The 13,803-nt window shown below is 64.1% G+C and carries 13 protein-coding genes; 4 read left to right on the forward strand and 9 right to left on the reverse strand.

The genetic code is table 11. The features are described 5' to 3' along the window. Positions 1–4: 4 nt before the first annotated feature. The 9 genes from doeA to AB6802_RS16730 all read right to left on the reverse strand — a co-directional run bounded on the left by doeA (position 5) and on the right by AB6802_RS16730 (position 8,848). Positions 5–1,183 carry an ectoine hydrolase DoeA gene (gene doeA, locus AB6802_RS16690; protein ID WP_371011231.1) on the reverse strand — a complete coding sequence of 393 codons (1,179 nt, stop codon included), beginning with the start codon at positions 1,181–1,183 and terminating at the stop codon, positions 5–7. 134 nt (positions 1,184–1,317) lie between these two features. Beyond that, entirely contained in the window at positions 1,318–2,310 is a 993-nt protein-coding gene (locus tag AB6802_RS16695; RefSeq protein ID WP_371011232.1) for a cyclodeaminase, read from the reverse strand. Then, positions 2,307–3,293: a hydroxyectoine utilization dehydratase EutB gene (gene eutB, locus AB6802_RS16700; protein ID WP_371011233.1), complete on the reverse strand. Its 987-nt coding sequence runs from the start codon at positions 3,291–3,293 to the stop codon at positions 2,307–2,309. The genes AB6802_RS16695 and eutB overlap by 4 nt, the downstream gene beginning before the upstream one ends. Before the next feature lie 5 nt (positions 3,294–3,298). Next, the gene (gene eutA / locus AB6802_RS16705; protein WP_371011234.1) at positions 3,299–4,075 is read right to left on the reverse strand and encodes an ectoine utilization protein EutA; all 777 of its coding nucleotides are present in this window, start codon (positions 4,073–4,075) and stop codon (positions 3,299–3,301) included. A 5-nt stretch (positions 4,076–4,080) separates the two neighbouring features. Then, positions 4,081–4,740, reverse strand: a complete 660-nt coding sequence (gene ehuD / locus AB6802_RS16710; RefSeq protein WP_371011235.1) for an ectoine/hydroxyectoine ABC transporter permease subunit EhuD — start codon at positions 4,738–4,740, stop codon at positions 4,081–4,083. Positions 4,741–4,773: 33 nt separating this feature from the next. Next, positions 4,774–5,433 (reverse strand): ectoine/hydroxyectoine ABC transporter permease subunit EhuC, encoded by a 660-nt coding sequence (ehuC, locus tag AB6802_RS16715; protein WP_371011236.1) that lies wholly within the window; start codon positions 5,431–5,433, stop codon positions 4,774–4,776. Between the two features lie 182 nt (positions 5,434–5,615). Then, a complete protein-coding gene (gene ehuB / locus AB6802_RS16720) occupies positions 5,616–6,467 on the reverse strand; it encodes an ectoine/hydroxyectoine ABC transporter substrate-binding protein EhuB (RefSeq protein ID WP_371011237.1) in 852 nt (283 codons plus the stop codon). A gap of 83 nt (positions 6,468–6,550) precedes the next feature. After that, entirely contained in the window at positions 6,551–7,336 is a 786-nt protein-coding gene (ehuA, locus tag AB6802_RS16725) for an ectoine/hydroxyectoine ABC transporter ATP-binding protein EhuA (protein ID WP_371011238.1), read from the reverse strand. 126 nt (positions 7,337–7,462) lie between these two features. Then, entirely contained in the window at positions 7,463–8,848 is a 1,386-nt protein-coding gene (locus tag AB6802_RS16730) for a PLP-dependent aminotransferase family protein (RefSeq protein WP_371011239.1), read from the reverse strand. Between the two features lie 84 nt (positions 8,849–8,932). On the opposite strand from AB6802_RS16730, the gene AB6802_RS16735 reads away from it, so the two are divergent. The 4 genes from AB6802_RS16735 (at position 8,933) to AB6802_RS16750 (ending at position 13,798) form a co-directional block, all read left to right on the forward strand. Beyond that, positions 8,933–9,415, forward strand: coding sequence for an Lrp/AsnC family transcriptional regulator (locus AB6802_RS16735; protein WP_371011241.1), 483 nt, complete (start codon positions 8,933–8,935; stop codon positions 9,413–9,415). A 314-nt stretch (positions 9,416–9,729) separates the two neighbouring features. Then, positions 9,730–11,223, forward strand: a complete 1,494-nt coding sequence (locus AB6802_RS16740; protein WP_371011242.1) for an NAD-dependent succinate-semialdehyde dehydrogenase — start codon at positions 9,730–9,732, stop codon at positions 11,221–11,223. A gap of 30 nt (positions 11,224–11,253) precedes the next feature. Further along, positions 11,254–12,633: an aspartate aminotransferase family protein gene (locus AB6802_RS16745; protein WP_371011243.1), complete on the forward strand. Its 1,380-nt coding sequence runs from the start codon at positions 11,254–11,256 to the stop codon at positions 12,631–12,633. Between the two features lie 67 nt (positions 12,634–12,700). Beyond that, positions 12,701–13,798, forward strand: a complete 1,098-nt coding sequence (locus AB6802_RS16750; protein WP_371011244.1) for an alcohol dehydrogenase family protein — start codon at positions 12,701–12,703, stop codon at positions 13,796–13,798. Positions 13,799–13,803 lie beyond the last annotated feature (5 nt).

A 13,803-nucleotide genomic window follows, 5' to 3' on the forward strand; every position in this document is an offset into this window, starting at 1 on the left:
CGGCTCAATCCTTCACGAACAGCTTGCGCGGCACATTGGCCAGGCATTCGACGCCGGTGTCGGTGATGAGGATGGATTCGGTGATCTCCAGCCCCATCGTCTCCAGCCAGAGACCGGTCATGAAATGGAAGGTCATGCCGGGCTTGAGCTCGGTGCGGTCGCCGGGACGCAGGCTCATGGTGCGCTCGCCCCAATCCGGTGGATAGGACAGACCGATCGAGTAGCCGGTACGGTTGTCCTTGACGATGCCGTATTTCTTCAGGACGGCGAAGAAAGCATTGGCGATGTCCTCGCAGGCATTGCCGGGCTTGGCGGCGGCAAGGCCGGCTTCCATGCCTTCCAGCGTCGCCTTCTCGGCATCGAGGAAGGCCTGTGTCGGCTTGCCGAGGAAGACGGTGCGCGACAGTGGCAAGTGATAGCGGTTGTAGCAGCCGGCGATCTCGAAGAACGTGCCCTCGCCCGCCTTCATCGGCTTGTCGTCCCAGGTGAGATGCGGCGCGGAAGCGTCGGCGCCGGACGGCAGCAGCGGCACGATCGCCGGATAGTCGCCGCCGATACCATCGACGCCGCGTGTGCCGGCGTCATAGATTTCGGCGACGAGGTCGCATTTGCGCATGCCGACCTCGACCTTGTCGACGATGCGCTGATGCATGGCTTCGACGATGCGCGCGGCCTTGCGCATGTAGTCGATCTCGGTCGGGCTCTTGATCGCACGCTGCCAGTTGACCAGTGCCGTGGCGTCGGCAAAGCGCGCGTTGGGCAGGTGTTTCTGCAGGGCCGCGAAGGCGGCCGCCGAGAACCAGTAATTGTCCATCTCCACGCCGATGGTGAGCTTGTCCCAACCGCGCTCGGCCAGCACGCCGGCGAGATAGTCCATCGGGTGGCGTTCCGTCGACTGCACATAGTGGTCGGCGTAGCCGATGATGTTGTCATGGGCGAGGTAAGCAGTTCGCCTGGCGCCGTTGGCGTCCTGGCCACGGCCGTACCAGACCGGCTCGCCCGATGGCGGCACGATCACCGCCTGATGGACATAGAAGGACCAGCCGTCATAGCCGGTGAGCCAGGCCATGTTGGACGGATCGCTGACGATCAAGAGATCGACGCCCTTGGCCTCCATGGCACGCCGCGTCTTGGCGAGGCGATCGGCGAATTCGCCTCGCGAGAATTTCAGGTTTGGCTGCATTTTGTTGGTCCTCGTTTGTTGGGCCTAGAGCCTGATTCATCTTCGTTGAATCCGGCTCGTCGTCTGTTTCTTGTTTGCGCGTGATCTTTTCGGAAAACCGGTTCCCACTTTTCCGGATCACGCTTTGGCCAGCATCAGCTTTCGAAAATCGTTCCGGCATTGGCCGCCCGCGCGCGATCACGGGCCAAAGTGGCGATCGCCGTGTCCTGCACGCCGGTGCCGGTGAGGTCGGCGATGGTGATGTCGCTGGCCGAACGCCGGCCGTGCTTAGCGCCAGCGATGATCTGGCCGAGTTCAGTGACCTCAGCGTCGGCGGCCATGACGCCAGCGGAGATGGCGTGGTGAAGCTCGCCAAGACGCCGCGTCTGCTTCGCGCTGTCGGCGACATAGAGATCGGCCATGCGCAGGATCGCCGGCGCGATCTCGTTCTTGTGCTCGGCGTCCGAGCCCATCGCGGTGAAGTGCTGGCCGGAGGAGACGAAGCCCGGCTTGATCAGCGGTTCGGTCGACGGTGTGGTGGTGACGATGATGTCGGCGCCCGCCGCCGCCTTCGCCGCCTCCGGTTCGGCGCGGACCAGAATGCCGAGCTTGTCGCGCAAACGGGTGGCGGTTGCCTCGGCCTTGGCGGCGTCGCGCGCCCAGATGCGGGCTTCCTCGATCGGCCGCACCAACCGCAACGCCTCGAGCTGAAGCGACGCCTGCAAACCGGCGCCGAAGATCGCTGCTACCGCGGAGTCTTCGCGCGACAGGTGCTTCGCCGCGACCGCTCCTGCCGCAGCGGTGCGGATGTCGGTGAGGTAGCCATTGTCGAGCAGCAGCGCCTCGACCACACCGGTCTTTGCCGACAGCAGCACCATCATGCCGCCACCGCTCGGCAGGCCGAGTTTTGGATTGTCGAAGAAGCCGGTGCTGATCTTGACGGCGAAGCCGTCGATACCGGGCACATAGGCGGTCTTCACATCGACTTCGCCCCGATGCTCGTGAAGATCGAGCCGCAGGATCGGCGGCATCGCTACCGGCAGCGTCGCCAGGGCACGAAAGGCGTTCTCGACACAGGCGACCGCTTCCAGATCGAGCGTCACGATCTTGCGCAGCTCCGTCTCGGTGAGGATCGTCATACGGCTCATGCGGCGCGCTCCGTTACGATGGATTCTCCGCAGATGACGCGGCGGTGCAGCCGCATGTCGATGTTGCGGCCGGAGAGGATGAGAACGGTCGGACCGCCTACTTCGACCTTGCCGGCAAGCAGCGCGCCGATGCCGACGGCACCGGCACCCTCGACGATTTCGCGCTCCTGCTCATAGGCATGGCGGATGCCGGCTGCGATCTCGTCTTCGGCAAGCAGGATCACATCGTCGAGCAGGTCGCGGCACATGGCGAAGGTCACTCTATTGTCGAGGCCGATGCCACCGCCGAGCGAATCCGCCAGCGTCGGCAGTTCTTCGACCTGCACCGGGCGGCCGGCGTCGAGGCTGGCCTTCATCGCTGCACCTCGCTCCATCGAAATGCCGATGATCTTGGTGGCGGGACTCACCGCTTTGACAACCGCCGCGACGCCAGCCGCAAGGCCGCCGCCGGACAGCGGCACCAGCACGGCCGCGGCATCCGGAACCTGCTCCATGATCTCCAGCCCGAGCGTGCCCTGGCCGGCGATGATGTCGGGGTGGTCGAAGGGCGGCAGCATGACCAGCCCCTCTTCCTTCACCAGCCTGTCGACTTCCTGCTGGGCATCGTCCTGGCTATCGCCGACGATGCGGACATCGGCGCCGAGGTGGCGGATGGCGTCGAGCTTGTTCCTGGGCACCAGCCTCGACATGCAGATCACCGCGCGAATGCCTGCGAGCTTCGCCGCATGAGCCAGCGCGCGGCCGTGATTGCCGGTCGAGGCGGCAATGACACCGCGTGACCTTTGTTCGGGGTTCAACGCGGCGATGGCGTTGGAAGCGCCGCGCAGCTTGAAGGCGCCGGTGGTTTGATGATGCTCAAGCTTCAGATACACGGGGTGCCCGGCGCGATCCGAAAGGCTTTGCGACAACACCGTCGGCGTTCGCTCGACCTTGCCGACAATGCGTTCGCGCGCGGTCTGAATATGTTGAAGTGTGACCAGCATTTCGATCACGCAGCCAAAGGCTTCGTCATCAGCCTGCCGAACTCCGGCCGAGGCCGGTCGTCGCCGCAAAGCCGCAGGCAATTCCAGGCGCTGGCCTGGTTGCTGGTGACCACCGGGCGCCCGATCGCTTCCTCCATGCCGGGAACGGCGAGCGCGGCGCGCAGCGCGGTGCAGGACACGAACAGCGCATCGGCCTGGGGATGCGTTGCCTTGCGCGCCAGGTCGACAAGCGAAGCGGGCGTGATGCGTGCCATCTCGCGGTCGTCCTCGAAGCCGAGGCACGTGAAGCTCTGGATGTCGAAGCCGTGGCCTGCGAAATAGGCGGCCATCGGCCGGCTGGTCCGGACCGTATAGGGCGTCAGGACGCTGATGCGCTTCACGCCGAAGGCGTTCAGGCCGCGCATGCCGGCCATCGGCGGGGTGACCACGGGCACCCCTGGCTTGGCCGCCTGGATCGCTTGCTCGATCTCGTCGTCGCCGATCACCACGGAGGCCGAGGTGCAGGAATAGCAGATGGCGTCGAGCGGCTCGTCCGGCAGGATCAGCGCCGCGCCGGCCGAAAGCGACGGCTGCATCTTGCGCAGGTTCTCCGGCGTCGTCGGATTGGCATAGGGAATGCGCGCGACGTAAACGCCGATGCGCTCGCTGGCCACCATGCGGCGAAAATCGACCTCGCTGGTGTGGTCGGTGGCGAGAGCGATCAGGCCGACGCGCTTTTCCAGCGGGCGCTGGTCGAGCGCCGGGCGCGCCGTTTCGAGATGGATGTCTGGCAAGGGTTTCATGGCTTTCATCTCTCGATCTTGCCGTAGCGGCGTTCCAGCCAGCGCAGGAGCGCGACCGAACAGAGGCTGATGACAAGGAAGAAGGCGCCGACCAACGTGATCGGCTCCAGGTAGCGATAGTAGGTGTTGGCGACGCTTTTCGCCTGGTTCATCAGCTCCAGCACGGTGATCGCCGACAGCAGCGGCGTCTCCTTGAACATGGCGATGAAATAGTTGGCCAAAGCCGGGATCATCGGCGGAATGGCTTGCGGGATGATGATGTGCGTCCAGGTCTGCCTGGCATTGAGATTGCACGCCTTGGCGGCTTCCCACTGGCCGCGCGGCACATTGTCGATGCCGGCGCGATAGACCTCGGCCGTGTAGGTGCCGTAATGCAGCCCGAGCCCGATGACGCCAGCCACCAGCGGTGGCAGCAGGATGCCGATATCGGGCAGCACGTAGAAGATGAAGTACAGTTGCACCAGAAGCGGCGTGCCGCGGATGAATTCGGCGACGAAACCGACCGTGCGCGACAGCGCCTTGTTCGACGAGCGGCGCGCCAGGGCGATACCGAGCCCGACGATCGCCGCCAGCACCGAGCCGAGCAGCGTCGCCAGGATGGTGATCTTCACCCCCTGGATAAGCGTCGGCAGGATCTGCCGGACAAAATCCCAGTCCCAGTCCATTAGCGGGCCCAATCCATCAGCGAACCCCGGCCATCAGACGCGCACCCCGTCGAGGCCGCGCGCCAGACGGCGCTCCAGCGAGCGCACGCCCCACGAGATGAGCAGCGCCAGGATGAAATAGATGACGAGGATGGTGGCGAACGGCACCATGGTGTTGCCGGTCTGGGCGCGCACCACCTGCGCCTGGAAAGTGAGGTCCGCAAGCGAGATCAGCGAGACGACCGACGTCGCCTTCAGCAACTCGATGGCGTTGTTGCCAAAGGTCGGCAGCATGACCAGAAACGCTTGCGGCAGGATGACATGGCGCATGCCTTGCCAACGGCCGAGATTGAGCGCGATGCAGGCCTCGTGCTGCTCGCGCCCGATCGACTGCACGGCGCCGCGCACCACCTCGGCGGCATAGGCGCCGACATTGAGGCCCAGCGCCAGCACGCCGGCCTGCAGCGGGGTGAGTTCCACGCCCACCAGCGGCAGCACGAAATAGGCGAAGAACAGCTGCACGAAGATCGAGGTGCCGCGGAAGAATTCGATATAGGCCGTGGCCAGCCAGCGCAGCGCAAGCACATGCGACAAGCGCCCCATGCCGGCAAGGAAGGCCATGATCAGCGCCAGCACCGACCCCATCAGCGTCAGCTCGATGGTGACAAGCGCTCCCTGCAATATCAGGCCGAAATAGCCGGACCACTGGGTCATGAAGGTCGAAGTTCCTGACGAGTATAATTATGCGAGACGGCTGCGACAGTCCCTTCTCCCCGTTCACGGGGAGAAGATGCCGGCAGGCGGATGAGGGGCAGCGCGAACCTTGAAATGCTGGCGCCGCCCCTCATCCGTCACTTCGTGACACCTTCTCCCCGCGAACGGGGAGAAGGCAAAAGTCACTTCGCCGAGCAGAGCTTGTCGCGCGTCGTCGACATCGCGGCGGCGGCGGAGAAGCCGTAGGGCTCGATGATCTTGGCGAATTCGCCGGATTTCTTCATCTTGGCGAGCTCGACGTCGTAGGCATCGCGCAACGCCTCGTCACCCTTCTTGAAGGCGGCGCCGTCGCAATAGACCGGAGCGCCGACCACCGGAGCGATGACTTCGAGGTTCGGATCGCTGGCCTTCTTGACGAGATCGTTGATCGACAGCACCGGCAGCGAATAAGCATCGATGCGGCCGTCCTGCACCATCTTCAGGCCGCTCTGACCGTCCGGTACGACGATGACGCGCTCACGCGGCACGCCGGCATTGAGCGCCAGCTTTTCCTCCGTGCCGCCGCCCGGCGCGCCGACAGTGGCGCTGGCGTCCTTGGCGATATCCTCATAGCTCTTGAAGCCCTTCGGATTGCCCTTCTTCACCAGCAGCGCCTCGGCATCGCAAAGCACCGGTTCGGAATAGGCAACCGCAGCACACCGCTCCGGCTTCATGAACAGGCCGGCGGTGACGACGTCGAAGCGGCCGGCCTGCAGGCCGGGGATCATGGCGCCATATTCCGAGATCGAGGCCACGACATCGGCGACGCCGAGCCGCTTGAAGATCTCGCGCGCCACGTCGGGTGCCGCGCCCGAAACCTTGCCGTCGGCAGCGACCGCCGTATAGGGCGGCTCATTGGCGATGGCGAGGCGGGCAAAGCCCTGCGCCTTCAACTGCTCGAGCTTGTTGTCATCGGCCGAGCCCGCGCTTGTGGCGGCGAGCACGGCTGTCAGCGTGAGACCGGCGACGCCAGCCAGAATGCCAAGTTTTTTCATTGTTCCCAACTCCTTGTTTGTCTTCTTGGTTTGTGGCGGTTGCGCCGCCTTCGAGACGACTTCGCCGCTCCTTTGCATTGCGGTCAGACGCGATGTCCGGCCGCGATGATCTTCTTCAGGAAGCTCTGCGTGCGTTCCTGCTTGGGATGACGGAAAATCTCGTCGGGCTTGCCTTCTTCCACGATCCTGCCGCGGTCGAAGAACAGCACCCGGTCGGCGAAGTCATGGGCGAAACCCATCTCGTGAGTGACCAGAAGCATCGTCATGTCGGTCTCGGCAGCGAGCTTGCGCATGACATTGAGCACTTCCTCGACCAGCTCGGGGTCGAGCGCCGAGGTAACCTCGTCGAACAGCATGATCTTGGGCGATAGCGCCAGCGCCCTGGCGATCGCCACGCGCTGCTTCTGGCCGCCGGAAAGCTGCGCCGGCATGGCTTTCGCCTTGTCGGCAAGGCCGACCATATCGAGCAGTTCCATTGCCCGCTTCTCGGCCGCGGCGCGCGCCATCCCCTTGGTCAGCATCGGCGCCAATGTCACGTTGTCCATTACGCATTTGTGCGGGAACAGGTTGAACAGCTGGAAGACCATGCCGATCTTCTGGCGCATCTTGGCCAGATGCCGCTCATCGGCTGTCAGCAGCTGGCCGTTGCGCTCCATGTGGTAGAGCTGCTCGCCATCGACCTGGATGTGGCCGCCGTCGATTTTCTCCAGGGTCATCAGGATGCGCAGGATCGTCGTCTTGCCGGATCCCGATGGGCCGATCAGCGCCAGCTTCTCGCCGGGCATGACCTGCATCGACAAGCCGTCCAGCACCTTGAAGCTGCCGAAGCTTTTCGAAATGGCGTCAACCTTGATGATGGGTGCGGGCAATCCATTTCCCCGTTCTGGAGAAGCCTATGCCCTTAACGATGCGAAACGTGTCAAATCATGTCAATTGGGAAAATTAAATCATGACAATATTTCCGACACCGCACAAATTCAGGGCAATTTATAGCATCAGATGGCGAGCAGAAGATGCTCTGGATCGCCAAGCAACAGCTTGGCGACAACGCTGAGGCCAGCCCGCAGTTCCCCTTCGGTGGTAGATCCTAGAGAAATCCGGACGGCAGGATGCCAAGGCGTGTCGGCAATGCGGAACGAGGTGCCCGGCGCGATCGCCACGCCGCGCAGGCGCGCCTGGGCGACAAAGCTCTCCTCGGCGCGGTCGCCCGGCAGTTCGAGCCAGATGTGCAGGCCGTCGCGATGCACACGATAGTCGACGCCGCTCAGCATTTCAGCCGCGATCTCCTGGCGCCGCCTGAGCGCTGCGCGTTGCCAGTTGACCAGTTCTATCGCCGTGCCGTCGGTCACCCATTTGGTGGCAATCTCCGCCACCATCGGCGTCGCCATCCAGTTCGAGACGAGATGGCGGTTGGCGACGGCCGCGACATAGCGGTCCGGCACGGCGAGATAACCGATGCGCAGGCCAGGCACGGTGATCTTGGTGAAGGAAGTGACGTAGAGCGTCCGCTCCGGTGCGAAGGCGGCAACCGCCGGCGGGCGGCCCTCCACCAAGGGTCCGAGCACATCGTTCTCGATGATGGCGATGTCGTGCTTGCGCGCCACCGCGGCGATCTGCTCGCGCCGTGCAGCGTCCATCAGCGTCGCAGTCGGGTTGATCACCGATGGCTGCACAAAGACGGCGCGGATATCGGAATGGCGGCAAGCCTCGTCGAGCGCCTCGGGAACAAGGCCATTGCCGTCGATCGGCAGGCCTTCCAGGTTGAAGCCCAGATAGCGGGCGAGCGGAACCAGCGTGTGGTGGCCGATCGCCTCGGTGGCAACTGTCGAGCCGGGCGGCGCCACGCTCATCAGCGCCACCGTCATGCCGGCGGTGGCGCCATTGGTCAGGCTGATGTTCTGCGGCGAAGCTTCCAGCCCGCAAAGCTTCAGCCACTCGACCGCGACCGCGCGGTGGCGCGGGAACACCATGTTGGGCCGGAACGACAGCGCCGAGCTCGACGGCAGGTTCTCGGCCAGCCAGCCCAGCGCCTCTTTCAGCTTGTCCAGATGCATCGGCTCGCAGACCGGCTTAAGAATGGAGAGGTCGATGACCTCGCCGAGCCGCTCCGGGATGTAGGGCGGCTCCGGCTCGCGGCGCTGCGTCTGCACGAAGCTGCCGCGCCCGACCTCGCCGGAAATCAGGCCACGGCGGATCAGTTCCTCATAGGCGCGGCTGACGGTCTGCACCGAGAGTTTCAGATCGTCGGCAAGGCGGCGATGCGTCGGCAATTGCGCGCCATTGGCCAGCCGCCCGTCATGGATGGCGCGCGCGACCTGGTCGGCCAGCGAGAGGTAGGCCGGACGGCGGATGAGCGCGGGATCTGGCTGCCACAATGTCATGACTTATTAGAGATCGAAATCAGTGCAATTGACAATCGAAATAATACACGGTCATGGTGTGCCGAACGAAAGGCGGACATCCGCATGGCGGCAGCGAAACTTGACCCGATCGATCTCAAGATTCTCGACGCCATCCAGCGCGACGGGCGCATCACCAAGCTGGCGCTGGCCGAGAAGGTCGGCCTGTCGCCGACGCCATGCTGGATGCGGCTGCGCAAGCTGGAAAAGGCCGGAATCGTTTCGGGCTATCATGCCTCGATCGCCATGCGCGCAATCGCGCCTGTGGCAACCGTGCTGATGGAAGTGACTTTGGCCAACCATCGCCAGGCCGATTTCGACCGCTTCGAGCGCGTTGTGCGCGACGTTTCCGAGATCGTCGCCTGCTGGTCGGTGGGCGGCGGCGTCGACTATGTGCTCAAGGTCATGGCGCGCGACATCGACGCCTATCAGCGGCTGGTCGATGGCTTGCTCGAGCGCGAGATCGGTATCGACCGCTACTTCACCTACATCGTCACCAAGACGGTGAAGGACGAGACCGTGTTGCCGGTGGCCGATCTCTTGCCGTGACAGTCGTGACGCCCCCTCATCCGGCCGCTTCGCGGCCACCTTCTCCCCGAGGGGAGAAGAGGTGCGCCAGCGCTCTCCTCTCCCCTCGGGGAGAGGTCGGATTGCCCCGAATTGCCCTTCGCAATTCGGTTGGCAATCCGGGTGAGGGGGATTTCGCCTCATCTGAAGCGCGCGTCTGAGGTAGCAGAGAGAGATCGTCTGCTTCCGCACACCAATAGAGACAATCTCTCTGCATGTTGCGGCCGAAACAGCCTCTCTGTCTCGACCGCGCGACTAGTCTCTCCATATCGCCTCGGCACCGGGAGACCCGACTGATGTCCGCGTATTTTGCCCGCACCAACCACCATGAAGCGCTCGACCGCCTCGCCGATCGCCGGCTGTTGCGTGCGCTGGCCTATGTAGACGGCCACTGGACGGCAAGCGAAGCGGCGGCGAGTTTTGAAGTCACCGATCCGGCGACCGGAGCCACCGTCGCGTTCGTCGCCGCGCTCGATGCCGCCCAGACGACGAAGGCAATCGATGCCGCGTCCCGCGCCTTTCCGGCCTGGCGATCGCTGCTGCCGCAGCAGCGCGCTGGCATCTTCCGAAAATGGTTCGAGCTGATCATCGCCGCCAAGGACGATCTGGCGCTGCTGATGACGCTCGAACAAGGCAAGCCGCTGAAGGAATCGCTGGGCGAGATCGACTACGCCGCTTCCTTCGTCGAGTGGTATGCCGAGGAAGCAAAACGTCTCAACGCCGAGAGCGTGACCAGCCATCTGCCGAATGCCCAGATGACGGTGCATCGCGAGCCGCTGGGCGTCGTCGGCGTCGTCACGCCGTGGAATTTTCCCTCCGCCATGCTGACCCGCAAGGCAGCCGCTGCCTTGGCCGCTGGTTGCACGGTGGTGGCGCATCCCTCTTCAGAAACGCCGCTGTCGGCGCTGGCGCTGGCCGAACTTGGAGAGCGCGCCGGTCTGCCGGCTGGTGTGTTCAACGTCATCACCGGCAAAGCGTCGACCATCGTCGGCGCTATGTGCGCCGATGCAAGGGTGCGTGCCATGAGCTTCACCGGCTCGACCGAGGTCGGCCGGCTGATCGCCGCGCAAAGTGCTGCGACCATGAAGCGGCTGGTGATGGAACTGGGCGGCCACGCGCCGCTGATCGTGTTCGACGACGCCGATATCGATAAGGCCGTGGCGATCGCGCTCGATGCCAAGTTCGCCACCTCCGGCCAGGACTGTCTTGCCGCGAACCGCATCTATGTGCAGCGGCCGGTCTATGATCGCTTCTGCGCCGCTTTCGCGCGCCGCATCGAGCAGCTCCACATAGGCAACGGTCTATCCGCAGACGCCGAGATCGGGCCGCTGATGCATGAGCGCGCGGTGAAGAAGGTCGAGGAACAGGTGGCCGATGCGCTTGCCCATGGCGCGCGCTGTCTGACCGGCGGCAAGCGTCACGCAGCCGGCCCGCTGTTCTACCAGCCGACGCTGCTCGTCGACGTGCCGGACGCGGCGCTGATCATGCATGAGGAAACCTTTGGCCCGGTCGCCGCCGTCACGCCGTTCGATGATGAGGCGGAAGTCGTCGCCCGCGCCAACGCCACCGAATACGGCTTGGTCGCTTATGTCGTGACCGAGAACGGCGCCCGCCAGGCACGCATGGGCCGTGCCTTGGAGTACGGCATGGTCGCGATCAACCGCGTCAAGATTACCGGCGCGCCGATCCCGTTCGGCGGCGTCAAGCAGTCCGGCATCGGCCGCGAAGGTTCGCGGCACGGGCTCGAAGCTTTCACCGATCTCAAATACCTTTGCCTGGACGTGGCGTAAGCCATCCCGGAAATTTCAGGAGTCAAAAACATGCTCGAACAGTCCAACGAACTCTCCGCCTGGGATCGTGACCACTTCTTCCACCCCTCGACGCATATGGGTACGCACGCGCGTGGCGAATCCCCGGCGCGCATCATGGCCGGCGGCGAAGGCGTCACGGTATGGGATAATACCGGCAGGAAGAGCATCGATGCCTTCGCCGGTCTCTATTGCGTCAATGTCGGCTATGGCCGCCAGAAGATCGCCGACGCGATCGCAAGCCAAGCCAAGAACCTCGCCTATTACCATGCCTATGTCGGGCACGGCACCGAGGCCTCGATCACGCTCGCCAAGATGATCATCGACCGCGCGCCGAAAGGCATGTCGAGGGTGTATTTCGGTCTCTCGGGTTCCGACGCCAACGAGACCAACATCAAGCTGATCTGGTACTACAACAACGTTCTTGGCCGGCCCGAGAAGAAGAAGATCATCTCGCGCTGGCGCGGCTATCACGGTTCGGGCGTGATGACCGGATCGCTGACCGGGCTGGAGCTGTTCCACAACGCTTTCGACCTGCCGCGCGCGCCCATCCTGCACACCGAGGCGCCGTACTATTTCCGCCGCGCCGATCGCTTGATGAGCGAGGAGCAGTTCTCGCAGCACTGCGCCGACAAGCTCGAGGAGATGATCCTCGCCGAAGGCCCGGATACGGTCGCAGCCTTCATCGGCGAGCCGATCCTCGGCACCGGCGGCATCGTGCCGCCGCCGGCCGGCTATTGGGAAAAGATCCAGGCCGTGCTCACCAAGTATGACGTGCTGCTCGTCGCCGACGAAGTGGTGACGGGCTTCGGCCGTCTCGGCACCATGTTCGGCTCCGACCACTACGGCATCAAGCCGGACCTGATAACCATCGCCAAGGGCCTGACCTCGGCCTATGCGCCGCTGTCGGGCGTCATTGTCGCCGACAAAGTCTGGCAGGTGCTGGTGCAAGGCTCCGACAAACTCGGCTCGCTCGGTCATGGCTGGACCTATTCGGCGCATCCGATCTGCGTTGCCGCTGGTGTCGCCAATCTCGAACTGATCGACGAGATGGATCTGGTGACAAATGCCGGCGAGACCGGCGCCTATTTCCGCGCTGAGCTCGCCAAGGCCGTCGGCGGCCACAAACATGTCGGCGAGGTGCGCGGCGACGGCATGCTGGCCGCGATCGAATTCGTCAAAGACCGTGACGACCGCGTCTTCTTCGATCCGGCGCTTAAGGTGGGACCGCAGATCGCCACGGCGCTTGCCGCCAGCGGTGTCATCGGCCGCGCCATGCCGCAAGGCGATATCCTCGGCTTCGCGCCGCCGCTCTGCCTGACCCGCGAAGAGGCCGACATCGTCGTCGCCAGGACCGCCGACGCGGTGAACGCCGTCTTTGCCAGCCTCTGAGCAATTCAAGGAAAAATGTGAAACGGTCTTCCGTCCGGAATTGCGTAAAACAAAAGATAGAAGCGATATGAATGCAATGACCCGAACCGTCCCCGCCACAATGGCCGCAGTGCAACTCACCAGCCATGGCGGGCTGGAGAAACTCGTTTACAACACCGGTGTGAAGGTGCCGGTGCCTGCTGCGGGGGAAGTGCTTGTCAGGGTTAGCGCTTGCGGGATGAACAACACCGATGTCTGGGTGCGCCAGGGCGCCTATGGCACGGAAGAGGATGCCACCGCCGTGTCGACCTGGCGGCGGCAAGGCAACACGCTCACCTTCCCGCGCATCCAGGGCACCGACACAGTCGGTGCCATCGCTTCTGTCGGTGAAGGCGTCTCGTCGGACCGGATCGGCGAGCGGGTGATGGTCGATTTCTCCATCTACAACCGCGATGACGATTCGCTCGCCGACATCGACTATATGGGCCATGGCCGCGACGGCGGTTACGCCGAATACCAGACGGTGCCGGCCGAGAACGCGCATGTCGTCGACACCGATATGAGCGATGTCGAGCTCGCCACCTTCTGCTGCGCCTACCTCACCGGCGAGCAGATGCTGGAGCGCGCGGCGCTGAAGGCCGGCGAGCGTGTGCTGGTCACCGGAGCTTCGGGCGGCGTCGGCTCCGGCATCGTTCAACTGGCACGGGCGCGTGGCGCCATTCCCTACGCCGTCGTCGGCAAGGGCAAGGAACAAGCCTTGCTCGATATCGGCGCCGAGAAGGTCATCACACGCGGCATCGCGGATCTACCGGCTGCGGTCGCGGAGGCAACGGGCGGCGAACCTATCGATGTGGTCGCCGACCTTGTCGGCGGCGCCATCTTCAACGATCTCTTGCGCATCCTGCGCCCCGAGGGCCGCTACACCACAGCAGGCGCGATCGCCGGCCCAGTGGTGCAGCTCGATCTCAGGACGATGTATCTCAAGCAGCTGCAGCTGCACGGATCAAGCCAGGGCACGCGCGCGGATTTCCGCCGCATCGTGCGCTACATCGAAGAGAAAAAGATCCAGCCGCTGGTTGGCGGTGTCTACAGACTTTCGGACTTCCACCGCGCCCAGACCGACTTCATGGCGAAAGACTTCGTCGGCAAGCTGGTTGTGGTGCCTGACGCGATGTGGGGACGGTGATCCTG

The sequence above is a fragment of the Mesorhizobium sp. RCC_202 genome, assembly GCF_041355295.1.
Taxonomy (GTDB): Bacteria; Pseudomonadota; Alphaproteobacteria; order Rhizobiales; family Rhizobiaceae; genus Mesorhizobium.

What these genes read in the sequence shown, in the direction of transcription:
- doeA (WP_371011231.1), bottom strand. Translation starts at nt 1,183, where the DNA reads ATGCAGCCAAACCTGAAATTCTCGCGAGGCGAATTCGCCGATCGCCTC.
- AB6802_RS16695 (WP_371011232.1), bottom strand. Translation starts at nt 2,310, where the DNA reads ATGAGCCGTATGACGATCCTCACCGAGACGGAGCTGCGCAAGATCGTG.
- eutB (WP_371011233.1), bottom strand. Translation starts at nt 3,293, where the DNA reads ATGCTGGTCACACTTCAACATATTCAGACCGCGCGCGAACGCATTGTC.
- eutA (WP_371011234.1), bottom strand. Translation starts at nt 4,075, where the DNA reads ATGAAACCCTTGCCAGACATCCATCTCGAAACGGCGCGCCCGGCGCTC.
- ehuD (WP_371011235.1), bottom strand. Translation starts at nt 4,740, where the DNA reads ATGGACTGGGACTGGGATTTTGTCCGGCAGATCCTGCCGACGCTTATC.
- ehuC (WP_371011236.1), bottom strand. Translation starts at nt 5,433, where the DNA reads ATGACCCAGTGGTCCGGCTATTTCGGCCTGATATTGCAGGGAGCGCTT.
- ehuB (WP_371011237.1), bottom strand. Translation starts at nt 6,467, where the DNA reads ATGAAAAAACTTGGCATTCTGGCTGGCGTCGCCGGTCTCACGCTGACA.
- AB6802_RS16730 (WP_371011239.1), bottom strand. Translation starts at nt 8,848, where the DNA reads ATGACATTGTGGCAGCCAGATCCCGCGCTCATCCGCCGTCCGGCCTAC.
- AB6802_RS16735 (WP_371011241.1), top strand. Translation starts at nt 8,933, where the DNA reads ATGGCGGCAGCGAAACTTGACCCGATCGATCTCAAGATTCTCGACGCC.
- AB6802_RS16740 (WP_371011242.1), top strand. Translation starts at nt 9,730, where the DNA reads ATGTCCGCGTATTTTGCCCGCACCAACCACCATGAAGCGCTCGACCGC.
- AB6802_RS16745 (WP_371011243.1), top strand. Translation starts at nt 11,254, where the DNA reads ATGCTCGAACAGTCCAACGAACTCTCCGCCTGGGATCGTGACCACTTC.
- AB6802_RS16750 (WP_371011244.1), top strand. Translation starts at nt 12,701, where the DNA reads ATGAATGCAATGACCCGAACCGTCCCCGCCACAATGGCCGCAGTGCAA.